This window comes from Streptomyces sp. NPDC001381, from assembly GCF_042895685.1.
Taxonomy (GTDB): domain Bacteria; phylum Actinomycetota; class Actinomycetes; order Streptomycetales; family Streptomycetaceae; genus Streptomyces.
Genome location: NZ_JBIAWO010000015.1, coordinates 107,616 through 130,091, shown reverse-complemented (window position 1 = coordinate 130,091; position 22,476 = coordinate 107,616). Strand labels below are relative to the sequence as shown.

The window sequence follows — 22,476 nt, the reverse complement described above, 5'->3', positions numbered from 1 at the left end:
AGAAGTACCAGCTCAAACCCCGTGACTGGGAGGCGGCCGAGCGCGCGGGCCGCACCCTCGCCCCGCTGATCACCCGGCTCAACGAGGTCCGCCGGCGCCATCCCGCGCTCCACCACCTCCGGAACCTGCGCTTCCATCGGGCGGACAACGACTCCGTCATCGTCTACAGCAAGCGCACGGGTGCGGACACGGTGATCGTCGTGGTCAACCTCGACCCGCACCACACCCAGGAGGCCACGGTCTCGTTGGACATGCCGCAACTCGGCCTGGACCACCACGCGTTCCTGTCCGTGCACGACGAACTGACGGGTGAGACCTACACCTGGGCCAGGGACAACTACGTGCGCCTGGAGCCCGGCCCGACGCCGGCCCACGTGTTCCACGTCCGGTGACCCGCACCGCAGATCGGAGGCTCCAGACCGCCATGACCGTCAACTCACCTGTTCCGGACACCTTCGAGGACACCCCCGCCAAGGACCGCGACCCCGAGTGGTTCAAACGGGCCGTCTTCTACGAGGTCCTCGTCCGCTCCTTCCAGGACAGCGACGGCGACGGTGTCGGCGACCTCAAGGGCCTCACCGCCAAGCTCGACTACCTGCAGTGGCTGGGCGTCGACTGCCTCTGGCTCCCCCCCTTCTTCAAGTCCCCACTCCGCGACGGCGGATACGACGTCTCCGACTACACCTCCGTCCTCCCGGAGTTCGGCGACCTCGCCGACTTCGTGGAGTTCGTGGACCACGCCCATCAACGTGGCATGCGCGTGATCATCGACTTCGTCATGAACCACACCAGCGACCAGCACCCGTGGTTCCAGGAGTCGAGAAAGGACCCCGACGGGCCGTACGGCGACTACTACATGTGGGCCGACGACGACAAGCAGTACGCCGACGCCCGCATCATCTTCGTCGACACCGAGGTCTCCAACTGGACCTTCGACCCGGTGCGCAAGCAGTACTTCTTCCACCGCTTCTTCTCCCACCAGCCCGACCTCAACTACGAGAACCCGGCCGTGCAGGAGGAGATCCTGGCCGCTCTCCGCTTCTGGCTGGACCTCGGCATCGACGGGTTCCGGCTGGACGCGGTGCCGTACCTGTACGCCGCCGAGGGCACCAACTGCGAGAACCTGCCCGCCACCCACGCGTTCCTCAAGCGGGTGCGCCGCGAGATCGACGCGATGTATCCGGACACGGTGATCCTGGCGGAGGCCAACCAGTGGCCCGAGGACGTCGTCGACTACTTCGGCGACTACGCCTCCGGCGGCGACGAATGCCACATGGCCTTCCACTTCCCCGTCATGCCCCGCATCTTCATGGCCGTCCGCCGCGAATCCCGCCACCCCGTCTCGGAGATCCTCGCCAAGACCCCCGCCATTCCCGCCACCTGCCAGTGGGGCATCTTCCTGCGCAACCACGACGAGCTGACCCTCGAAATGGTCACCGACGAGGAACGCGACTACATGTACGCGGAATACGCGAAGGACCCGCGGATGCGCGCCAACATCGGCATCCGCCGCCGCCTCGCACCCCTCCTCGACAACGACCGCAACCAGATCGAGCTGTTCACCGCCCTGCTGCTGTCCCTGCCCGGCTCGCCGATCCTCTACTACGGCGACGAGATCTGCATGGGCGACAACATCTGGCTCGGCGACCGCGACGCCGTCCGCACCCCGATGCAGTGGACACCTGATCGCAACGCGGGTTTTTCCTCCTGTGACCCCGGGCGGCTCTTCCTGCCGACCATCATGGACCCCGTCTACGGCTACCAGGTCACCAACGTCGAGGCGTCGATGTCGTCGCCCTCGTCGCTGCTGCACTGGACCCGCCGGATGATCGAGATCCGCAAGCAGAACCCCGCTTTCGGCCTCGGCTCGTTCACCGAACTGCCGTCCTCCAACCCGGCCGTCCTCGCGTTCCTGCGCGAGTACGAGGACGACCTGGTGCTGTGCGTGCACAACTTCTCGCGATTCGCCCAGCCCACCGAGCTCGACCTGCGCCTCTTCGACGGGCGCCATCCGGTCGAGCTGTTCGGCGGGGTGCGCTTCCCGGCCGTCGGTGAGCTGCCCTATCTGCTCACCCTGGCCGGGCACGGCTTCTACTGGTTCCGGCTCACCCGAGCCGTGACCCGGGTCGGCCGACGCCTGTGAGCGTGCGCCGAGGAAAGGATGGGTCACCGTGACGAAGACCGCCTCTCTCCGACCGAGCGCCCCGAGCGCCTTCCGCTCCGGTGGGCCGCTCGTCGCGCTGCTGCGCGAGTGGCTGCCCCGGCAGCGCTGGTTCGCCGGCAAGGACCGGCCCCTCACCGATCTGCGCATGCTGTCGATGACGGAGCTGTACCCGGGCTGTCTCCATCTGCTGGTGCACGCCGGCCAGTCGGGGGTGCCCACCCCCGGCGGCACTCCCCCCGCCGGTGACTGCTACCAGCTGCTCCTGGGCCTCCAGGAGCATCTGTCCCCGCGGCTGAACCGGGCCCTGATCGGCCGGGTCGAGGAGGGCCCGCTGGCCGGGCTGACGGTCCACGACGCGTTGCAGGACCCGCGGTCGGCGCAACTGCTCCTGGAACGGATGCGGCACCCGGGCACGCTCGGTCCGCTGAGCTTCGAGTCGGACCCGTCGGTGTCGCTGCCCGCCGGGCTCGCGCCGCGGCTGCTGGAGGCCGAGCAGTCCAACACCTCGCTGGTGTACGGGGACGCGTTCATCCTGAAGATCTTCCGGCGCATCCAGCCGGGGGTGAACCCCGACCTCGAGGTGCCGGTGGCGCTGGCCGGACAGGGGTGCGGGCGGGTGCCCGCGCCGGTGGCCTGGTTCCGCACCACGCACCCCCAGGAAGCCACCCTCGGCGTGCTGCAGCCCTTCCTGCCCGACGCCTCGGACGGCTGGACGCTGGCGCTGCAGGCGCTGGCGCGGGGCGAGGACTTCACCGCCGAGGCCGAGGAGCTGGGCCGGGCCACGGCCGACGTCCACCTGGCGCTGGCGGCGGCCCTCCCGGCCGGTCCGGACGCCGAGGACGGGCGTACGGCGGCGGCGATGACGGAACGGCTGGAGGCGGCCGCGCACCATGTGCCGGCGCTGCGGCCGTTCGTGCCCGGTCTCACCACCGCGTTCGCGGCGCTCGCCGTCTGCGATCAGGGCCCGCCCGCCCAGCGCATCCACGGCGACCTGCACCTGGGGCAGGTGCTGCGGGCCGGACGCCACTGGTTCGTCATCGACTTCGAGGGCGAGCCGTCCCGTCCCCTGGCCGAACGGCGGCTCGCCCACTCCCCCGTCCGGGACATCGCCGGCATGCTGCGCTCCTTCGACTACGCCGCCCGGCAGCGCCGCCCCTGGCGTCCGGAGTGGGCGCGCCGCTGCCGGGAGGCCTACTGCGCGGGCTACGCGGCCCGGGCGGGCTGGGATCCGCGGAGGAAACACGCGCTTCTGCGTGCCTATGAGACGGATCGCGCCGTTTACGAAGTGCTGTACGAGGCCCGCAACCGGCCCGACTGGCTACCCGTACCCATGGCGGCGATCGAACGACTCGCCGTCCGAGGAGGCTGACCCATGGCCCTGCGCGACACCGCTCTCCCCGAGGCGGCCGGTCCCCGGCCGCCCGCGGCGCACGCGCTCGACCCCACCGACCGCGCGCGCCTGCTGTCGGGCGCCCACCACGACCCGCACGCCCTGCTGGGCGCGCACCCGGTGCAGGGGGGCGTCCTCTTCCGGGCCCTGCGCCCCTTCGCCGACTCCGTGAGCGTGGTGGCCGGCGGCGAGGCCGTGCCGCTCGCCTCGGAGGGGGACGGCCTCTTCGCCGCCGTACTGCCGCTCGACGCGGTCCCCGCGTACACGCTGCGGGTGACGTACGGCGGTGACACGCACGAGGTGGAGGACCCGTACCGGTTCCTGCCCGCGCTCGGTGACCTCGATCTGCACCTCGTCCGGGAGGGCCGGCACGAGGAGCTGTGGAAGGCGCTGGGCGCGGAGCCGATGACCCACCAGGGGGTGACCGGCACCCGTTTCACTGTGTGGGCGCCGAACGCCCGGGGTGTGCGGGTCGCGGGGGACTTCTGCTGCTGGGACGGCACCGCCTTCCCGATGCGGTCGCTCGGCGCGGCCGGTGTGTGGGAGCTGTTCCTGCCCGGCATCGGCGAGGGCACCCGCTACAAGTTCGAGATCACCTCCCGCCACGGGGACCGCTTCCTCAAGGCCGACCCGATGGCCCGGTACGCGGAGGTCCCGCCGGACACGGCGTCGATCGTGCACACCTCGCGCCACAGGTGGCGGGACAAGAAGTGGATGACGCAGCGGGGCGACCGTCCCGTGCACGAGGCGCCGTTCTCGGTGTACGAGGTCCATCTCCCCTCCTGGCGGCCCGGTCTGACGTACCGGCAGCTGGCCAGGGAACTTCCGGCGTATGTGAAGGACCTCGGCTTCACCCACGTCGAGTTCATGCCGGTCGCCCAGCACCCCTTCGCCGGCTCCTGGGGTTACCAGGTCACCGGCTTCTACGCGCCCACCTCGCGGCTGGGGACGCCCGACGACTTCAAGTACCTGGTGGACGCCCTGCACCGGGCCGGCATCGGGGTGATCGTGGACTGGGTTCCGGCCCACTTCCCGAAGGACGACTGGGCGCTCGCCCGGTTCGACGGGGATCCGCTGTACGAGCCCGGGGACGCCCGCCGGGCCGAGCACCCGGACTGGGGGACCTACGAGTTCGACTACGGGCGCACCGAGGTGCGCAACTTCCTCGTCGCCAACGCCACCTACTGGTGCGAGGAGTTCCACATCGACGGGCTGCGGGTGGACGCGGTCGCCTCGATGCTCTACCTCGACTACTCGCGGGACTCCGGGCAGTGGGAGCCGAACGTCCTCGGCGGGAACGAGGATCTGGCCGCGAAGGCGTTCCTGCAGGAGATGAACGCCACCGTGTACCGGCGCAACCCCGGGGTCGTCACCATCGCGGAGGAGTCGACGGCCTGGGACGGGGTGACCCGGCCGACCGACAGCGGGGGTCTGGGCTTCGGCCTGAAGTGGAACATGGGCTGGATGCACGACTCGTTGCAGTACATCGCGAAGGAACCGGTGCACCGCAAGTACCACCACAACGAGATGACCTTCTCGATGGTGTACGCCTACAGCGAGAACTACGTCCTGCCCATCTCCCACGACGAGGTCGTGCACGGCAAGCAGGCCCTGGTCTCCAAGATGCCCGGCGACTGGTGGCAGCGCCGCGCCAACCACCGGGCGTACCTGGGGTTCATGTGGGCCCATCCCGGCAAACAGCTGTTGTTCATGGGTCAGGAGTTCGCGCAGGGAGCCGAGTGGTCCGAGGCGCACGGTCCCGAGTGGTGGCTCCTGGACGCCGGGTACGCGTCGGCGGGTGATCACCGGGGAGTGCAGGACCTGGTGCGTGACCTCAACCTGCTCTACCGGGCGACTCCGGCCCTGTGGGAGCGCGACACCGATCCGGCCGGATTCCGGTGGGTGCTCGGGGACGCCGCGGACGACAACGTCTTCGCGTTCCTGCGGTACGGGGCCGACGGCTCCCCGCTGCTCGCGGTGAGCAACTTCTCGCCCGTCGTACGCCACGACTACCTCCTCTCCGTTCCCGGCGACGCCCCGGTCTGGGAGGAGGTCCTGAACACCGACGCCGGCCGGTACGGCGGCAGCGACGTCACCCACGCCGACCCGGTGAAGGCGGCGAACGGGGAGCTGGCGCTCACCCTGCCGCCGCTCGCCACGGTGTGGCTGAGGCCGTCGGCCGTGTGAGGAGGCGCCTGAGGGGGCAGTCGGTTGCTTACCATCCGGGCGCAGAGAAAGGCCTCGTCGCGTGCGCACCGTCGGAGTGGAGGAGGAACTCCTCCTGGTCGATCCGGAGACCGGGGAGCCCCGGGCGCTGTCCGCCGCCGTGCTCGCCCGGGCGGCTCGGTGCGAGCAGGCGGAGGAGGAGCCGGTCTTCCAGAAGGAACTGCACAACCAGATGGTCGAGTTCGCGACCCATCCCCAGTCGGGGATGGGTGAGCTCGGCGAGGAGATCGTCCGGATCCGCGGGGAGGCGGCGGGCCACGCCAGGGAGGCGGGGTGCGCCGTCGCCGCGCTCGCCACGTCCCCGCTGGCGGTGCGGCCGTCCGTCAGCATCGGCAGCCGCTACCGGTGGATGGCGGAGCAGTACCGCATCGCGACCCGGGAACAGATCGTGTGCGGCTGTCACGTGCATGTCTCCATCGGCTCCGACGAGGAGGGCGTGGCGATCATCGACCGGATCCGGCCGTGGCTCCCGGTGCTGACCGCGCTGAGCGCCAACTCGCCGTTCTGGCAGGGCCGGGAGACCGGGTACAGCAGTTACCGCAACCGGGTGTGGCTGCGCTGGCCCTCGGCCGGTCCGACGGAGTTGTTCGGGTCGGCGGAGCGCTATCACCGGCGGGTGGCGGACATGCTGACCACGGGAACGGTCCTCGACGAGAAGATGGTCTACTTCGACGCCCGGCTGTCGGTGCGCTGGCCCACGGTGGAGGTGCGGGTGGCGGACGTGTGTCTGCACGCGGACACCGCCGTCCTCGTCGCCACGCTGGTGCGCGGTCTCGTCGAGACGGCGGCCCGCGCCTGGGAGGCCGGTGGGAAGCCGGTGGACCACAGCGTCAGCCTGCTGCGGCTGGCCGACTGGCGGGCCGCCCGCTCCGGGCTGACCGGCGACCTGGTCGACCCCGTGACGATGCGGAGCGCGCCCGCCGAGAAGGTCGTACGGGCGCTGCTGGAGCATGTCGAGGACGCGCTGGCGGACAGCGGGGACCTGGAGCGGGCCCGCGAGTCCTGCGCCGCGCTGCTGCGGCACGGCAACGGGTCGCAGGTGCAGCGGGAGGTGTACGAGCGCACCGGCAGCCTGCGCGAGGTGGTCACCACCTGCGTCCGGCACACCCAGGCCTGAGGCTTCGGCGAGGACGGCGCCCGGATCGGCCGGCCGGCGGGGCCGGCGGGCGCCTCGGGCCGGCCGTGGCTCATTTCCGTCCCGCTTCCCGGGACCTGCCGAGATCATCAACGCCCATTACTTAATCTGTTCCGGCCACAAGCGGTCCCACCTGGGCTACATTCGCCAGCGTCGATAACAGTTCTCGTCGACGGAGTCACCCTTCGTACATCTCAGGAGCAGCGTATGCGCGACTTCGCTGTCGCTCCCCCAGCCGTTTCGCCCCTGACCGCGGGGCTCGCCGACAGCGTTTTCGAGACAGCGGCCCGCACCCCCGCCCTGCCCGTGCTGGCCCGCCGCGCCCCCGGCTCGGGCGTGTGGGAGGAGGTCACGGCCGTCGAGCTGCGCGACGAGGTGGTGGACCTGGCCAAGGGGTTCGTGGCCTCCGGGATATCGCCCGGCCACCGCGTCGCGATCATGGCGCGTACCCGGTACGAGTGGACCGTCCTCAGTCACGCGCTGTGGGCGGTGGGCGCCGAGGTGGTGCCCGTCTACCCGACCTCCTCGCGCGACCAGGTCGAGTGGATCCTGCGGGACTCGGCCTGCGTCGGCGTGGTCGTCGAGGACGAGCAGAGCGTGATGACGGTGGGATCGGTGTGCGCGACCCTGCCCATGCTGCGGCACGTCTGGCAGCTGGACGCCGGAGCGCTGGAGGAACTCGCCCGGCGCGGCGAGCTGATCCCGCTGACCACCGTGGACTCCCTGCGCCGCATCGTGCTGCCCGACTCCACCGCGGTGATCGCGTACACCTCCGGCACCTCGGGCCGTCCCCTGGGCTGCGCGCTGAGCCACCGGAGCCTGGCCAGCCCCTGCGACACCCTGCTGGCCGGCTGGGGGCACACGGCGGCGCCGGCGGGAGAGCAGGCCTCGGTCCTCGCGTTCCTGCCCTTCTCGCACGTGTACGGCCTGATGATCCAGGGGCTGTGCATCCGCGGGGGCATCCTGATGGGGCACGAGCCCGACCTGAGCGCGACGGCGCTCTCCGAGGCGCTGCAGTCCTTCCGGCCGACCTATCTGTACGCGGTCCCGTCGGTGTTCGAGAAGATCTACAAGAACTTCCTGCGGGCTGCCCAGGAAGCGGGCCGCGGGGCGCTGTTCGAACGGGCCGCGGAGACCGCGCGGGACTTCGCGGCGGCCGTCGAGCGGCAGCGGCTGGGCCGGGGCTCGGGTCCCGGCTTCGACCTGCGGCTCCAGCACGCGCTGTTCGAGCGCACGGTGTACCGCAGGCTCCGCGCGGCGCTGGGCGGCCGGGTGCACCGCGCCACCTCGGGCGGCTCGCCGCTCCACCGCGACCTGTCCCTGTTCTACGAGGGCATCGGGGTGTACGTCCACGACGGGTACGGCCTGACGGAGACCTCCGGCGGGGTCACCATGCAGCCGCTGGGCCGGGAGAAGTCCGGGACGGTCGGACAGGTCCTGCCGGGCACGGACATCCGGGTGGCCGACGACGGGGAGATCCTGGTGCGCGGCCCGTCGGTGTTCCAGGGCTACGTCAACGACGACGCCGCGACCCGGGCCGCGCTGCGGGGCGGCTGGCTGGCCACGGGCGACCTGGGTTTCCTGGACAACGACGGCTACCTCACGATCACGGGCCGCAAGAAGGACGTCATCATCACCAGCAGCGGCAAGAGCGTGGCGCCGGCCGCGCTGGAGCAGCGGCTGCGGATGCATCCGCTCGTCCACCAGGCGGTGGTCGTGGGCGACAACCGGCCCTGTGTGGGCGCGCTGATCACCCTGGACCCCGACTTCCTGGCGCACTGGCGCGCGAGTCTGACGCTCTACGGCGACAGCCGCGAGGCCCGCGAGGAGAACGCGCTGCGTGAGGAGATCGCCCGGGCGGTGGCAGCGGCCAACAGTTCGGTGTCCCGCTCGGAGTCCATCCGGGCCTTCCGCATCCTGCCCCGGCCCTTCGACCAGACGAACGGCCTGCTGACGCCGTCGATGAAGCTGCGCCGCGACTCGATCGTGTCGCACTACGCGGCGGAGATCGAGGCGATGTACCAGGCGAGGGCGCGGCTGCCCCGGCAGAGCACCCCGGACGAGGTGCTGAGCTGGGACGACGCGGACGACGTGTTCCGGTGAGCCGCGGGCGCGAGATGTGGCCGGTGCGCGCCGGGGAGTGATCGCGGGGACGGGGGTGTGCGGGACGCGTAGGCCGGTCAGCGCCGGGAACCCTGTGAGTGGCGACGCGAGAGATCCGTACGAGAAAGGACGACGGCCCCCGCCCTCAGGGGCCGCACCCACGACATGGCAATCGAGCCGCGCGGCGAGGACTCACCGGCATCCTGGCTGGTGCCGGGCCGTACCGTACGTTTCGCGGGCGAACCGCACGACGTGACGGGGGCTCGGCTGGCCGCGGAGAAGTTCCTCGACGAGCTCACCCGGGCCGCGCCGCCCTCGGCGCCGGAGTCCTGGCACGACATCGTGCTGATCGTCACGGAACTGGCGTCCAACGCCGTCCAGTACGCGCCCGGTCCGTTCGAGCTGGGCCTGCGCCCCACCTTCGACGGCGTGCACGTCACGCTGCACGACACCAGCGAGGTCGTGCCGTCCCCGCGGCCGTTCCGGCCGGACAGCGGGGGCGGCGGTATCGGCTGGTATCTGATCCAGACGCTGTGCACCCAGGTCAGCGTGGTGCCCGACGCGGCGGGGAAAGAGGTTCACGTCTTTCTGCCGTGGTGAGGCTGAGCGGCACCAGCACGCGGATCGTCTTCCCGCGGCCCGGGCGCCTCTCCACGGTGATCTCGCGGGAGAGCCGGATGATCAGGGGCCAGCCGTACCCGTTGCCGTGGTGGCCCGCGGGCAGTTCACCGGACCCGTAGGCGACGGCGGGCACCACGTCGCTGTGGTCGTGGACGGCGAGCCGGAGGCCCTCGGGGACGGGTGTCACCTCGAACCCGGCCAGGCCGCCGCCGTGCCGGATCGCGTTGGTGACCAGTTCGGAGACCACCAGCAGAAGGTCGATGACGTCCTGCTCGCGCACCGGGCGGCCGCGGTCGCCCCAGTGGGCGTCGACCACCGCGCGCGCGTGGGCCCGCGCCGACGCGGCGGTCGCCACCCTGACGGCCGCCGGCCGCGCCGGGGCGAACTCGTCGCCCCTCACGTGGGACAGCTTTCCGGGCCGGTCACGGTGTCTCCGTGCCGGCCGGGTCGAGCCGGTGGTAGTAGGCGCCGACGTCGGCCAGGTATCCGGGGTCCGTGGTCTCGCTGTCCGTGCGGAACCGGGGTGCCTCCTTGACCTGGTCACCGGTGCAGGCCAGGGACACCGTACGGGCCGTGCGGTCGATCCCCGTCACCAGGCCCACGGGGACCACCACGCTCCTGCCGAACAGCCAGACGCCGGTGTCGACCACGAGGTGCCGCAGGCCGTGGGGGTCGGCCTCACGCTCGACGTGTCCGATGGTGCCGTCGGCCGCGACGACCGTGCAGTCCGTCAGGTCCTCCCCCTCCACATGCCCGCTCGGCACGGTGTAGGACCAGATTCCGTCGATGGTCACGCTGCTCCCTTCTCACGCTCCATGGCTCCGGCTACCCGGCGGTCGCGTCCGCATACCGTGCCGTCCGGTGAGGTGTGGGCCCGCCGGTCCCCGCCCGGCCCGTGGTCGCGGCCCGGGGAATGAGGAGCCGGTTCCTGGGTATTCGCTGGGCGCGATGAAAAGGCCGCAGCCCACCGGAGGAATCCCCCTCACCCGTTGCCCCCCAGGCCCCGCTGCGCAGCCGTCCGCCGGGGCAACCGGCCCTGACCGTCAGCTTTCGGAGGTACCCGTGTCCACCGCCCAGAACCCCCTGTCCGTCGAGGTCGACGTGCTCCGCGAGGACACCGCGCTGGTCACGGTCGAAGGCCATCTGGACCTCGACACCGCGACCGAGTTCCAGGCCCAGCTGGCGAACCAGCTCCACCACGGCCGGCGGCACTTTCTGCTCGACCTCTCGGCCGTCCCCTTCATGGACTCCTCCGGGATGAACATCATATTGCGCGTGTACCAGGAGGCCCGCGGTCTGCCGGGCAGCGTCCATGTCATCGATCCGACGCCCGCCGTGCGGCGGGTGCTCGATCTGACCGGGGTCAGCCTCACCGTGCCGGTGTCGGACAAGGTGGACGAGGCCCTGGCCCTCGTCGACCGGGGTGAGTACGGGACGGCCCCGGAGGCCTGATCCCGCCGGACCGTGCCGTACACCTCGAAAAACGCGCAGGTGTGCGGCCACCTCCGGGCAACAGTTGCCATTTGACAACTATGAGCGTGAGGCAACAAAGTGTGCGGGGCAGTCACGCGGGAGGGATCACGGATGTGCCGGTGGGCGATGACGACCACCCGCAGCGCGCGGCGGCGGCCGGCTCCGGGTGCCGGAGGTCCTCAGGCCGTGGCCGCGTCGACGGGACCGGTCTCGTGGATCTGCGCGGCGGCGGCCACGCAGAAGGCCTCCAGCCCCCGCAGCAGGGCTCCGCGCTGCGCGGCCGGCATCTGCTCCAGGACCGCCTGCAGGGCGCTCTCGCGGCGCTCGCGCAGGCCGGTCAGGAAGGCACGGCCGCGTCTGCTCAGGAACAACTGGAGTTCCCGGCGGCTGCTGGCGGCCGCCCTGCGCTCGACGAAGCCCACGGCCTGCAGCCGGTCGCACAGTCTGCTGGTGGACGGCGGGGTCGAGCCCAAGTGGTCGGCGAGCGTGCGCAGGTTGATGCCTTCGTTGTGCTCCAGGATGAACAGCACGCGCAACTGCGAGGCGGAGACCGGAGCCGTGGAGGCACGGCCCCACAGCACCTCCAGCAGCTCCGCCGCCTCGGAGGTCACACGCGCGACCTCATGGGGCTGCGGGCGCGAGGAGGGGGACGTCACAAACCCACTCTCGCAGGCTTCGCGGACGCTGTCAGCCCGCCCCCGCCGTACCGCGCCCGAGCGGCGGCCCGCGCGGCATCACGCCGCGGCCCCTGCGTCCAGACCCGACCCCTCCCGGAGAAAGGCGTGACCGACAACGTGAACCGGCTCGTGACCGCCGGGCGCGCTCTGCGTTCCGCGGCTGCGCACGAGGTGCCCGAGGCCCTGCGTGAGGTGCTGTGCACCCACTACGCGGCCGAGACGGCCGAGTTGTACCTCGCCGACTACGCCGCGGCCGTCCTGCTGCCCGTACCCGCCGTGCCGCACGGCACCGCCGAGCCCCTCCCCGTGCACACCGGCGCCCCCGGGCGCGCCTACGGGGCCCAGGAACCGTACGTCGAGCAGCTCGACGGCGGCCGGGTGCGCGCCCATCTGCCCGTCACCGTGCGCGGCGACCGGCTGGGCGTGCTGTCCGTCACGCTGCCCTCCCGGGCCGCGGATGCCCGGCCGCTCGCCGAACTCGCCGAGGTGGCACGGCTCCTGGGGCACGAGCTGGTGGTCGCGGAACGCGACACCGACCGCTATCTCCAGGCCCGCCGCACGGACCGGCTCACGCTCGCGGCGGAGATGCAGTGGCAGCTCCTGCCGGCGCGTTCCTGCGCCGGGGACGCGTACGCGCTCGGCGCGCAGCTGGAGCCCGCGTACGCGATCCACGGCGACAACTTCGACTGGTCGGCCTCCGCGGACCATCTCATGGTGTACGTCACCAACGGGATGGGCGAGGGCATCGAGGCGTCCCTGCTGACCAGCCTCGGCATCAACGCGCTGCGCAACGCCCGCCGCGCCGGCATCCCGATCGCGGACCAGGCGGCCCTGGCGGACCAGGCGATCCACGCCCACTACCGGGGCGAGGCGCACCTGTCGGTCCTGCTGGTGGACATCGAGCTGTCCACGGGGCGGATGCAGGTCGTCGACGCCGGTTCGCCCCGGATGCTGCTGCTGCGCGACCGGGTGCTCACCGCCGTGGACCTCGAGGCGCAGCTGCCGCTCGGCATGTTCGAGGAAACCGACTACGTCGCCCAGGAGTTCACCCTGCTGCCCGGCGACCGGCTGCTGTTCGTCAGCGACGGGGTGCACGCGGTGCCCGGCCCCGGCGGCGAGATCTACGGCGAGCGCGCGATGGCCCGGGCCGTGACCTCCGCGGCGCTGCTGCCGGCGGCGGAGGTGCCGGCCGCGGTGCTGCGTGAACTCGCGCGCCACAGAGGCAGACCCGAGCCGGACGACGACGCGCTGGTGGTGTGTCTCGACTGGTTCGGGAGGCACCCGGCGTCCTCGTCCGGCTCCCCCTGACACCGGGACCGGGCCGTGATTAGGTTGTCGCCCGGCAAGGGTCACCAGGCTGCCCCGCCGCGTCCCGGCGGGATCGCAGCGGCACGACGCATTGAGGAGTGAAGCAGGTTGCCGGAGCACGACACGGCCGCACAGCGCACCACACCCGAGGAAGAGGTCGCGGCGTTCCTGCGCCGACGGCAGGAACAGATCGCCCAGCGATGGGCCGACGAGCCCCTGTTCCGCACGGTGTTCACCGTGTCCCGCGACGAGGCGGTGGAGGCCGGGCGGGTCGTGGTCGACGCCCTGGCCCAGGTGGCCGAGGCGGGACGCGTGGAGGACCCGGAGGGCGCCGGATTCACCCTGGTGCGCGAGCAGTTGTCCCGGATGGCCGCCGCCCGCTCCCGCACCGGGCTCACCCCCTCCCAGGTGTCGACCGAGGTGGACGCCCTGCGCGTCCCCGCCGTGAACCTGCTGGTCGCGGAACTCCCGGACGCCCCGGCCGGGTACGTGCGGGAGTGCACGTCGTCGCTGACCGTGCTGATGGGCACCCTGCGGCTGGTGGTGCTGGGGACGACCCTCAACGAGGGCGAGGCGCTCATCGACCGGCAGCGGCTGCAGCTGCTGGAGGTGGCCACGCCCGTCATCCGGCTCTGGGACGGGATCGTCGCGGTGCCGCTGATCGGGACCCTGGACAGCGCCCGCAGCCAGGTCGTGATGGAGACGCTGCTGAACTCCGTGGTGGACCAGCAGGCACGGTTCGCGATCCTGGACATCACCGGCGTGCCGACCGTGGACTCCCTGGTCGCCCAGCACCTGATGAAGACCGTCGCGGCCGTCCGGCTGATGGGCGCGGAGTGCGTGGTCTCGGGCATCCGGCCCGCCATCGCGCAGACCATCGTGCACCTCGGTCTCGACCTGGGCACGGTGCTCACCCGGGCGAGCCTCGCCGACGCCCTCGCGTACGCGCTGCACCGGCTGGGCGCGGACATCGTGCGGTCGACGCCCGGCGGTGCGGGTCCGAGGTGAACGACTACTTCCCGCGCCCCGGCACGGCCTCCGTGCCCGTGCTCAGACTGGGCGACGTCCTGCTGATCACCCTCCAGGGCGATCTGCACGACGGCATGGCCGCGCGGCTCCAGCAGGACGTGGCCGAGGCGATCGTCCGCCACCGGGTGGCCGGCGTGGTCATCGACATCACGGGGGTCGAGATCGTCGATTCCTTCCTCGGCCGGATCCTCGCCGAGATCGCGGCGCACGCGAAGCTGCTGGCCGCGCAGACCGTGGTGGCCGGCATGCGGCCCGCGGTCGCCCTCACCCTGGTGGAACTCGGTCTGACCCTGCCGGGTCTGCGGACCGCGCTCAGCACCGAGGCGGCCCTGGAGCTGCTCGGCCGGCCGGACGCGGCCAGGTCCGGCGGCCCGCACCGGGACCCGCGGTGAGCGGGACCACCGCGGGCGTCGAGGCCCGGCTGCCGATCCGCTCCGACCTGGACCTGGTCTGGGTCCGCCAGCATGTGCGCCAGGCCGCCGCGCTGCTCGGTTTCGGCCTGGTGGACCAGACCAAACTGGTCACCGCGGCCAGCGAACTGGCCCGCAACACCCTGGTGTACGGCGGGGGCGGCGAGATGGAGGCGGCGCGGGTCTCCGACGGCCCCCGGGAGGGGCTGCGGCTGACGTTCTCCGACCGCGGGCCGGGCATCCCGGACCTGGAGCAGGCGCTCAGCGACGGCTACACCTCCGGGGACGGGCTGGGCATGGGGCTCGGCGGGGCCCGGCGCCTGGTCCACGAGTTCGCCATCGACAGCGCGCCCGGTGTCGGCACCACCGTCACCGTGATCTCGTGGACGGCCCGGACACCACGGCAGCGCGAGGGGTCCTGATGGCGCGCGTCTGGGACGTGCCGGTGCACGACTCCACCCGGGTGCGCGACGCCCGGGTGGCCGCCGAGGGCGCGGCGGCGCTGGCCGGTCTGGACGGGCCGCGCACCGCGGCCGCCGCCCTGGTGGCGACGGAACTGGCCACCAACCTGCTCAAGCACGCCGGGGGCGGTCAGCTCCTCGTGGAGGCGGTGGCGCCGCCCACCGGGCACACCGGGGCCGAGGTCGTGCAGATAGCCGCGATCGACCACGGCCCGGGCATCGCGGACGTCCGGGCCGCCCTCGTGGACGGGTTCTCGACGACGGGCTCGCTCGGCGCCGGGCTCGGCACCTGCCGCCGGCTCGCCGACGACTTCGGCCTGCACGGCTCCCCCGGCCGCGGCACGGTCGCGCTCGCCCGGATCGGAGCCCCGCCGAAGCGGGACGCCGTCGGCGTGCGGGCCGGCGGGATCACCATGCCGTTCGCGGGCGCCGAGTACTCCGGCGACCTGTGGACCTGCGTCCGCGCGGACGACCGGTTCACCCTGATGCTGGCCGACGGGCTGGGCCACGGGCCCGAGGCCGCCCGCGCCTCGGCGGCCGCGGCCGGGGAGCTGCGGCGCTGCGCCCGCCTCTCCCCCGCCGACCAGATGCGCCGCCTCGACGCGGCGCTGCGCGGCACCCGGGGCGCGGCCGTCGCGGTGGCACAGCTCGACATGCGGGCCGGGCTGCTGCGGTTCGCGGGCATCGGCAACATAGGGGCGAGGCTGTACGAGGGAGGCGGCTGGCGGGCGTTGCTGTCCCGGCCGGGCATCGTCGGCGTGCACCGGCCCGCGACCGTGCCGCAGACCGAGGTGCCCTGGGCGGCCGACCGGCTGCTGATCCTGCACAGCGACGGCCTGCCGAGCCGCTGGGTGCCGCCGTCCGGCCCCGGAACGCTGACCGCCGACCCCGCCGTCACCGCGGCCGTCACCGTGCGCGACGCCGGCAGCTCCGCCCGCCCGGTGCGTGACGACACCGCCGTGGCCGTACTGTCCCCCGACCCGCCGGACCTTCCATGACGCGCAGCTGGCAGATCACCACCGTCACCGACGCGGCCCGCGCGCGGATCGCCACCGCCCGGCTGGCGGCCGCGTACGGCGTGCCGCCCCTGGAGCGCACCCGGCTCGCCGCCGCGCTCAGCGGGCGGCTGCGCCACTGTCTGACCAAGGGCGGCGACTGGCGGCTCACCCTGCGGGCGGCCGACGGGCAGCTCGGCCTGGAGGTGCTGCCCGCCTCCGGCGCCGGGGAGCCCGCGTGGCGTACGTCGGCGCCCTGCCCGCAGCCGTCGGACGCCGTCCCGTGCGCCGACGTGGCGGACGACGCGACGCTGCTCGCGGAGGCGCTGCTGGGCGCCGACGAGGACACCTCCCTGGTGCTGGACAAGCTCGCCCAGCAGGAGGAGCTGGTCGGCTTCCACCGCGAGGAGCTGCACCAGACCAACCAGGGCGTGCTGGCGCTGCACGCGGAACTCGACGCCGCCGGGCGGGCCCAGCGCGAGGCGTTCTCGGCGGAGCGCGCGGCCCGCCGGGAGGCGGAGAGCGCACGCCGCCGGCTGACGTTCCTGGCGGACGCCAGTGCCGCGCTGACGGCGTCCCTCAACCAGGAGCAGATCGTGCGCCGGCTGCCCGAGCTGCTGGTCCCCGAGTACGCCCGTACGGTCGACGTCTGGCTCTTCGACGCCGAGGACGAACGGCAGCGGCCCACCGCGCACCCGGCGGCGGCCGTGGTCGCCGCCCGTACCGGACGGCCCCAGTACGCCTCCGCCACGCCCGGCGGGCTGCCGGGAATCGACGACCATCCGCCGTCGGCCCTGGATCCCACCCGCCCGCTGCTGTGTGTGCCGCTGGCCACCCGGCGCGCGCCGCTGGGGGTGCTCACGCTCACCCCGCCCGGTGAGCGCTGGGATCCGGACGACGCGGTGATGCTGGTGGAACTCACCCGGCGGGCGAGCACCGCGCTGGACAACGCGCGCCGCTTCGAGCACAACCGGGACATCGCCGAGACGCTCCAGCGGGCCCTGCTGACGGACCTGCCCAGCACACCCGGACTGCGTCTGGCCGCCCGCTATCTGCCCGCCACCTACGGGCTCAACGTCGGCGGCGACTGGTACGACGCGTTCCGCCAGCCCGACGGAAGTCTGATCGTCGTCATCGGGGACGTCACCGGGCACGGGCTGCACGCGGCGGTGATGATGAGCCAGTTGCGCACCGCGCTGCGTGCCTACGCCGTCGACGGCGGCAGCCCCGGGCAGCTGCTGACCCGGCTGCACATCTTCCTGCACCATCTGCAGCCCGATCTGTACGCGACGGCCGTCATCGCCCGCTTCCAGCCCGGCGAGCCGTTACTGACGTGGGCCGCCGCGGGGCACCCGCCGCCGGTGCTGCGCGGTCCGGACGGACGGGTGCGCACGCTCGACGCCAAGCCCGGCGCGATGCTGGGCATCCCGCTGCGCCAGGAGATCGCCGACCACACGGTCCCCCTCGTGCCCGGATCGACGCTGGCGCTCTACACGGACGGGCTGGTCGAGCGCCGCGCCCAGGGGATAGACCCGGGCATCGAACGGCTCGCGGCGGCGCTCGGCTCGTTCCGCACGGCGGAGCTGGACCGGGACCTGGACGGGTCCGCGGAGCGCATCCTGGATCCGATGCTGAGCGACTCGGAGCGTGACGACGACGTCTGTCTGCTGCTGTGCCATCTCGACAGCGCCGCCGCGGCCGGGGGCCGGTGACGGAAGGTCAGCCGTCCCCGGGCTCCGGCCGCCGGCGGCCCTGGGCCGTGTGCGAGCGGTGGAAGGCGTACAGCCCCTGTTCCAGGGCCGTGCGCTGGGCCTGGGACATGCCGGCGAACACGGCCGCGAGCCGGCGCACGCGCCGCTCGGTGACGTCCGCGAGGACCCGTCGTCCGTAGGCGGTCACCACGAGCTGTACCTCGCGCCGGTTGCGCGGCTGGACGGTCCGCTCCAGCAGTCCCGCGGCCTCCAGCCGGTCGCAGAGCCGGCTCGCCGTGGGCACGCCGATGCCGAGGTGCTCGGCCAGCGCGGTCAGATTGAGCTCCGGTCTGCCCCGGACCGTCCTGAGCGCGAGCAGCTGCCGGGCCGGCAGCCGGGGAACGGCCTCCTCGGCCGCCGAGAACCAGCAGGCCACCAGGGACTCCACCGCGTCCGCGACATGCCGTGCCGCCGCCTCCCGGGGCCCCCGGTCGTCGGAGCCCTCCGCGCACCCCACGTCAGTACCCTCCGGCCACCGCACTTGTCATGTACGTCGGCCTACCCGAAGGCCCGGGGCGTACACAGGCCTTGTGCGGGGTACGTCGGGAGCTTCAGGAGAAACGTTCGTCTGCATGCCTCGCCCGGCTGGCGCAACCGGTCGGGACGCGGTGGGATCGATGAGGTGCGAGACGCTCGCGGGAGGGCACGCGCATGACGTCGGGCAGACCGCCTGGAGCCGCAGAAAGGGATGGACACCGTGACACGACCCAGGATCCTGGTGGTGGGCGCGGGCTTCGCCGGAGTGGGATGCGTTCGACGTCTGGAACGCAAGCTCTCCTCGTCGGAAGCCGAGATCACCCTGGTGACACCGTTCGCCTACCAGCTCTATCTGCCGCTGCTGCCGCAGGTCGCCTCCGGGGTTCTGACGCCCCAGTCGATCGCCCTGTCACTGCGCCGCAGCAAGAAGTACCGCACCCGGATCATCCCGGGCGGCGCCATCGGCGTGGACCTGAGGGCGAAGGTCTGCGTCATCCGCACCATCACCGACGAGATCGTCAACGAGCCCTACGACTACATCGTGCTGGCTCCCGGCAGCGTGACCCGCACCTTCGACATCCCGGGGCTGACCGAGCACGCCTTCGGCATGAAGACGCTCGCCGAGGCCGCGTACATCCGTGACCACGTCATCTCCCAGCTCGACCTCGCCGACGCCAGCCAGGACCCCGCCGAGCGGGCCTCCCGGCTGCAGTTCGTGGTGGTGGGCGGCGGCTACGCGGGCACCGAGACCGCCGCCTGTCTGCAGCTGCTCACGCACAACGCGGTCAAGCGGTACCCCCGGCTGGACCCGAACCTGATCAAGTGGCATCTGATCGACATCGCGCCCAAGCTGATGCCGGAGCTCGGCGACAAGCTGGGCCGCAGCGCGCAGGAGGTGCTGCGCAAGCGGGGCATCGACATCTCCCTGGGGGTGTCCATCGCCAAGGCGGGACCGGAGGAGGTCACCTTCACCGACGGCCGGGTGGTGCCCACCCGCACCCTGATCTGGACGGCCGGGGTGGTGGCGAGCCCGCTGATCGCCACGCTCGGCGCGGAGACCGTGCGCGGGCGGCTCGCGGTCGGTGCGGCCATGGATCTGCCCGGCCAGGACGGCGTGTTCGCGCTGGGCGACGCGGCCGCCGTACCGGACGAGGCCAAGGGCGACGGAGCGGTCTGCCCGCCGACCGCGCAGCACGCCATGCGGCAGGGCAAGGTCGTCGCGGACAACGTCATCGCGACGCTGCGCGGGCAGCCGATGCGCCCGTACGTGCACAAGGACCTCGGTCTGGTCGTCGACCTCGGCGGCACCGACGCGGTGTCCAAGCCGCTCGGCATCGAGCTGCGGGGGCTGCCGGCGCAGCTCGTGGCCCGCGGCTACCACTGGTCGGCGCTGCGCACGGGCGTGGCCAAGGCACGGGTGCTGACGAACTGGACGCTGAACGCCGTCGCGGGCGACGATTTCGTCCGCACCGGGTTCCAGGCGCGCCGGGCCGCCAAGCTGAAGGACTTCGAGTACACGGACAGTTATCTGACGCCCGAGCAGGTGCGGGCGCACGTCGAGGGCCCGGGTTCCGGTTCGGGGTGACGGGAGCGGGGGTGAGCGCGGCGGCACGGTGGCGGGACCGGGTCGCCGCGTCCGATCCGGGGCTGCTGCGGCTGGCGGCGGGGCTGCGGACGGTGGCCGCCATCTCGCTCACGCTGCTCGTGCTCTCGCTGCTGGGAGCGGACGTCCAGCATCTGGTCGCGGGGGCCATCGCGGCGATGGTGGCCACGTTCGCCGTACGGGAGAAGCAGCGGGACAAGCAGGCGGTCACCCTGGCGCTGGGGCTGCCCGTGGCGCTCGCGTCGCTGTCGCTGGCGTCGGCGCTCAGTTCCCGCCAGGTGGTCGGTGACGTGTTCTTCGTCGTGCTCATCTTCTGCGCGGTGTACGGCCGCCGGTTCGGCGACCGGGGCACCGCGCTGGGGCTGATCGGCTTCCAGGTCTACTTCCTCGCGCTGTTCGTCGGCGTCACGGCGGGGAGCCTGGCGGGGTTCTGCGGGGTGGTCGTCCTCGCGTTCGGGTGCGGCGCGGTGGCGCGGTTCGCCCTGGTGCCGCAGACCCCCGCCGGGATCCTGGAGCGGCTGCGGCAGGCGTTCCGCGCCCGGCTGGCGCAGCTGATCGACGCCCAGCTCGAGCTGCTGGACGCCGGCCCGGACGAGGTGGAGAAGGCCCTGGCGCATGTGCGGGAGGGCACCGCGCGGCTGCACGAGACGGCCATGATGATCCAGGGCCGGCTGGAGGAGGGCACCTCGGACGAGTCGGTGGCCCGGCTGGTGCAGCGCCGGATCGCCGACGCCGAGATCGCCGCCGAGCGTCTCGGCCTGCTGCTGCTGACGGCGCGCAGCGCGGAGCGGGCCGACACCCTGACCCTGCATCTGCCCGGGGCGCCCGTGCCGGAGGGCGGTCGTCTGCCGGTCCGGGACGAGGCGCTGGACACGCTGCGCCGGGATCTGACGGCCCTGGGGCTGCTCGTACGGCAGCCGGTGACGGAGGGGGCGGGTACGGCACAGGTGCGCAACCGGCTGCTCGGATACCGGGACGAGGAGAACCTGCCGAAGGCCTCGCCGGCCGTGCAGGACGTGTTCCGGGGGCTGGGTGAGGCGGCGCGGGCCGTGCTGGGGCTGCGGATCGCGCTCGACGGGCCGCAGGACGAGTCCGACGACAGTCCCGAGACGGCCCGTTCCCGGGAGGAGCTGGACGCGGAGGACGCGGCGATCGAGGCCGAGCAGGAGCCGCCGGAGACGGGCCTGCGCAGGCCGACCACGCGGGCCGCCGTGCAGGTCGCCGTCGGCTCGTCCCTGGCCATGGTGGGGGGCGAGCTCCTGTCCGCGCACCGCTGGTACTGGGCGGTGCTGACCTGCTGGATCGTGTTCCTCAACACCGCGTCGACCGGGGAGATCCTGGTCAAGGGCTACCGCCGGCTGCTGGGGACCGTGTTCGGGGTGGTCGCGGGCATCGCGCTCGCGGGGGTCGTCGGCCGTCACACGGGGACGGCGTTCGCGGTGGTGCTGCTGTGCGTGTTCGCGATGTTCTACACCGCGCCGCTGTCGTACACGCTGATGTCGTTCTTCGTCACGGCGGCGCTGGGGGTGCTGTACACGCTGCTGCACACCTACAGCCTGTCGGTGCTGGTGCTGCGGGTGGAGGAGACGGCCCTGGGGGCGGCCTGCGGGGTGGTCGCGGCGGCTCTGGTGCTGCCGGTGCGGACGGACCGGCGTACGAACGAGCTGCTGACGACGGTCCTGGACCGGCTGACCGACGTCACCTCGGCCGCCGTGGACCAGCTGAGCGGCGGTCCGCCGGCCGATCTGCTGGACCGGGCCCGGGACCTGGACCAGGCGCTGGCGGACCTGCGGGCGGCCACCCAGCCGCTGACGCATCCGGTGACCCCGCTGCGGACCCGGCGGGACACGGCCCGGTACGTGGTCGCGCTGCTAGAGACCTGTGCGTACCACGCCCGGTCGCTGGCGGCGACGGCGGAGCTGCTGCCCTCGCATCCGTCGATCGCGGCGGATCCCCGGCTGAGCGGGCCCGGGCAGCGCATCCTGCACAACATCGGCGCGATCGCCGCCCGGGTCGCGGAGGAGCCCGGCGCGGCCGAGGTCCGCACCGGGCCGAGCATCGCCTCGCTGCTGAAGCCGGGCGGTCTCCGGACGCCCCGCTACGGGCGGGTGACCGACCGGGTGCTGCGGCATCTGCAGCGGCTGGACGAGGCGGTGCTGGGGCTGGCACGGCCGCTCGGCGTGCCGGTGGCCGGCCCGCGGTGACGTCGGGGGCGACGGTCAGAAGTCGGTGGGCAGATCGCTCGCGGCGGCGATGCCGCGCAGTTCCTCGGTGTCGCGCTGCCGCTGCCTGATGCAGCCGGCGATCTCGGCGAGGCGGGAGGGGTCCTTCGCGGTGACCGCGTCGGTGACGACCCGGACCGGGCCGGTGCCGTCGACGTGTATCTCGACCAGCTGGTTGTCCAGCTGGCCGGTGACGGCGGTGGCGATGACCAGGGCGGCCTCGTCGCGGATCTCCTGGGGCAGGTCGTCGCTGTCGTCCGGGTCCAGGGCGAAGTCGAGACTCTCGGGTGGCTGTTCGTCGAGGGCGCGCAGCGCGGGGGCGACGACCTTCATGAGCAGTCGGTAGTCCTCGCTGTCCATGCGGACGCGCAGGAGGTCGAGGTACATGTCGACGGGCCGTCCGTCCGGCGGGAACTCGGATTCGTTCATGT

21 protein-coding genes are annotated in these 22,476 nt (G+C 72.7%); 16 read left to right on the top strand and 5 right to left on the bottom strand.

What is annotated here, in order from left to right:
• The 7 genes from ACFY2L_RS36820 to ACFY2L_RS36790 all read left to right on the top strand — a co-directional run.
• A partial coding sequence (locus tag ACFY2L_RS36820) for a DUF3459 domain-containing protein (RefSeq protein WP_390824510.1) occupies positions 1 to 392 on the top strand: 392 nt, incomplete at its 5' end.
• Positions 393 to 424: 32 nt separating this feature from the next.
• Positions 425 to 2,143 carry a maltose alpha-D-glucosyltransferase gene (gene treS, locus ACFY2L_RS36815; protein WP_390824509.1) on the top strand — a complete coding sequence of 573 codons (1,719 nt, stop codon included), beginning with the start codon at positions 425 to 427 and terminating at the stop codon, positions 2,141 to 2,143.
• 28 nt (positions 2,144 to 2,171) lie between these two features.
• Positions 2,172 to 3,533: a maltokinase gene (locus tag ACFY2L_RS36810; RefSeq protein ID WP_390657872.1), complete on the top strand. Its 1,362-nt coding sequence runs from the start codon at positions 2,172 to 2,174 to the stop codon at positions 3,531 to 3,533.
• Positions 3,534 to 3,536: 3 nt separating this feature from the next.
• Entirely contained in the window at positions 3,537 to 5,741 is a 2,205-nt protein-coding gene (glgB, locus tag ACFY2L_RS36805) for a 1,4-alpha-glucan branching enzyme (RefSeq protein WP_390824508.1), read from the top strand.
• Positions 5,742 to 5,802: 61 nt separating this feature from the next.
• The gene (locus ACFY2L_RS36800; protein WP_390657870.1) at positions 5,803 to 6,897 is read left to right on the top strand and encodes a glutamate--cysteine ligase; all 1,095 of its coding nucleotides are present in this window, start codon (positions 5,803 to 5,805) and stop codon (positions 6,895 to 6,897) included.
• Between the two features lie 225 nt (positions 6,898 to 7,122).
• Positions 7,123 to 9,018 (top strand): AMP-dependent synthetase/ligase, encoded by a 1,896-nt coding sequence (locus tag ACFY2L_RS36795; protein WP_390824507.1) that lies wholly within the window; start codon positions 7,123 to 7,125, stop codon positions 9,016 to 9,018.
• A 165-nt stretch (positions 9,019 to 9,183) separates the two neighbouring features.
• Positions 9,184 to 9,618, top strand: a complete 435-nt coding sequence (locus ACFY2L_RS36790) for an ATP-binding protein (protein ID WP_390657868.1) — start codon at positions 9,184 to 9,186, stop codon at positions 9,616 to 9,618.
• Here the strand turns inward: ACFY2L_RS36790 and ACFY2L_RS36785 are convergent.
• Together ACFY2L_RS36785 and ACFY2L_RS36780 are read right to left on the bottom strand one after the other, a co-directional pair.
• Positions 9,563 to 10,039, bottom strand: coding sequence for an ATP-binding protein (locus ACFY2L_RS36785; RefSeq protein WP_390824506.1), 477 nt, complete (start codon positions 10,037 to 10,039; stop codon positions 9,563 to 9,565). The two genes, ACFY2L_RS36790 and ACFY2L_RS36785, sit on opposite strands and share 56 nt — an antisense overlap.
• A gap of 22 nt (positions 10,040 to 10,061) precedes the next feature.
• Positions 10,062 to 10,433 (bottom strand): PRC-barrel domain containing protein, encoded by a 372-nt coding sequence (locus tag ACFY2L_RS36780; protein ID WP_390657866.1) that lies wholly within the window; start codon positions 10,431 to 10,433, stop codon positions 10,062 to 10,064.
• Positions 10,434 to 10,701: 268 nt separating this feature from the next.
• Between ACFY2L_RS36780 and ACFY2L_RS36775 the strand changes: the two genes are divergently transcribed.
• Positions 10,702 to 11,091, top strand: coding sequence for an STAS domain-containing protein (locus ACFY2L_RS36775; protein WP_390657865.1), 390 nt, complete (start codon positions 10,702 to 10,704; stop codon positions 11,089 to 11,091).
• Between the two features lie 200 nt (positions 11,092 to 11,291).
• Here ACFY2L_RS36775 and ACFY2L_RS36770 read toward each other — a convergent pair whose 3' ends face one another.
• A complete protein-coding gene (locus tag ACFY2L_RS36770) occupies positions 11,292 to 11,723 on the bottom strand; it encodes a MarR family winged helix-turn-helix transcriptional regulator (RefSeq protein ID WP_390657864.1) in 432 nt (143 codons plus the stop codon).
• A 183-nt stretch (positions 11,724 to 11,906) separates the two neighbouring features.
• Here ACFY2L_RS36770 and ACFY2L_RS36765 point away from each other — a divergent pair, with 183 nt between their 5' ends.
• The 6 genes from ACFY2L_RS36765 (at position 11,907) to ACFY2L_RS36740 (ending at position 17,704) form a co-directional block, all read left to right on the top strand.
• Positions 11,907 to 13,097: a PP2C family protein-serine/threonine phosphatase gene (locus ACFY2L_RS36765; protein WP_390824514.1), complete on the top strand. Its 1,191-nt coding sequence runs from the start codon at positions 11,907 to 11,909 to the stop codon at positions 13,095 to 13,097.
• A gap of 108 nt (positions 13,098 to 13,205) precedes the next feature.
• Entirely contained in the window at positions 13,206 to 14,105 is a 900-nt protein-coding gene (locus ACFY2L_RS36760) for an STAS domain-containing protein (protein WP_390824505.1), read from the top strand.
• Positions 14,102 to 14,518, top strand: coding sequence for an STAS domain-containing protein (locus ACFY2L_RS36755; RefSeq protein ID WP_390824504.1), 417 nt, complete (start codon positions 14,102 to 14,104; stop codon positions 14,516 to 14,518). Before ACFY2L_RS36760 ends, ACFY2L_RS36755 begins: the two co-directional genes overlap by 4 nt.
• Positions 14,515 to 14,958, top strand: a complete 444-nt coding sequence (locus ACFY2L_RS36750; RefSeq protein ID WP_390824503.1) for an anti-sigma regulatory factor — start codon at positions 14,515 to 14,517, stop codon at positions 14,956 to 14,958. Before ACFY2L_RS36755 ends, ACFY2L_RS36750 begins: the two co-directional genes overlap by 4 nt.
• A complete protein-coding gene (locus ACFY2L_RS36745; RefSeq protein WP_390824502.1) occupies positions 14,958 to 15,995 on the top strand; it encodes a SpoIIE family protein phosphatase in 1,038 nt (345 codons plus the stop codon). The genes ACFY2L_RS36750 and ACFY2L_RS36745 overlap by 1 nt, the downstream gene beginning before the upstream one ends.
• Positions 15,992 to 17,704: a PP2C family protein-serine/threonine phosphatase gene (locus ACFY2L_RS36740; RefSeq protein WP_390657859.1), complete on the top strand. Its 1,713-nt coding sequence runs from the start codon at positions 15,992 to 15,994 to the stop codon at positions 17,702 to 17,704. The genes ACFY2L_RS36745 and ACFY2L_RS36740 overlap by 4 nt, the downstream gene beginning before the upstream one ends.
• A gap of 7 nt (positions 17,705 to 17,711) precedes the next feature.
• Here ACFY2L_RS36740 and ACFY2L_RS36735 read toward each other — a convergent pair whose 3' ends face one another.
• Complete coding sequence (locus tag ACFY2L_RS36735) at positions 17,712 to 18,200, bottom strand: MarR family winged helix-turn-helix transcriptional regulator (protein ID WP_390657858.1); 489 nt, start codon at positions 18,198 to 18,200, stop codon at positions 17,712 to 17,714.
• 231 nt (positions 18,201 to 18,431) lie between these two features.
• On the opposite strand from ACFY2L_RS36735, the gene ACFY2L_RS36730 reads away from it, so the two are divergent.
• Complete coding sequence (locus ACFY2L_RS36730; RefSeq protein WP_390657857.1) at positions 18,432 to 19,805, top strand: NAD(P)/FAD-dependent oxidoreductase; 1,374 nt, start codon at positions 18,432 to 18,434, stop codon at positions 19,803 to 19,805.
• A gap of 11 nt (positions 19,806 to 19,816) precedes the next feature.
• A complete protein-coding gene (locus ACFY2L_RS36725; RefSeq protein WP_390824501.1) occupies positions 19,817 to 22,027 on the top strand; it encodes an FUSC family protein in 2,211 nt (736 codons plus the stop codon).
• A 15-nt stretch (positions 22,028 to 22,042) separates the two neighbouring features.
• Here the strand turns inward: ACFY2L_RS36725 and ACFY2L_RS36720 are convergent, their stop codons facing one another.
• Entirely contained in the window at positions 22,043 to 22,474 is a 432-nt protein-coding gene (locus ACFY2L_RS36720; protein ID WP_390824500.1) for a hypothetical protein, read from the bottom strand.
• Between the last annotated feature and the right edge of the window lie 2 nt (positions 22,475 to 22,476).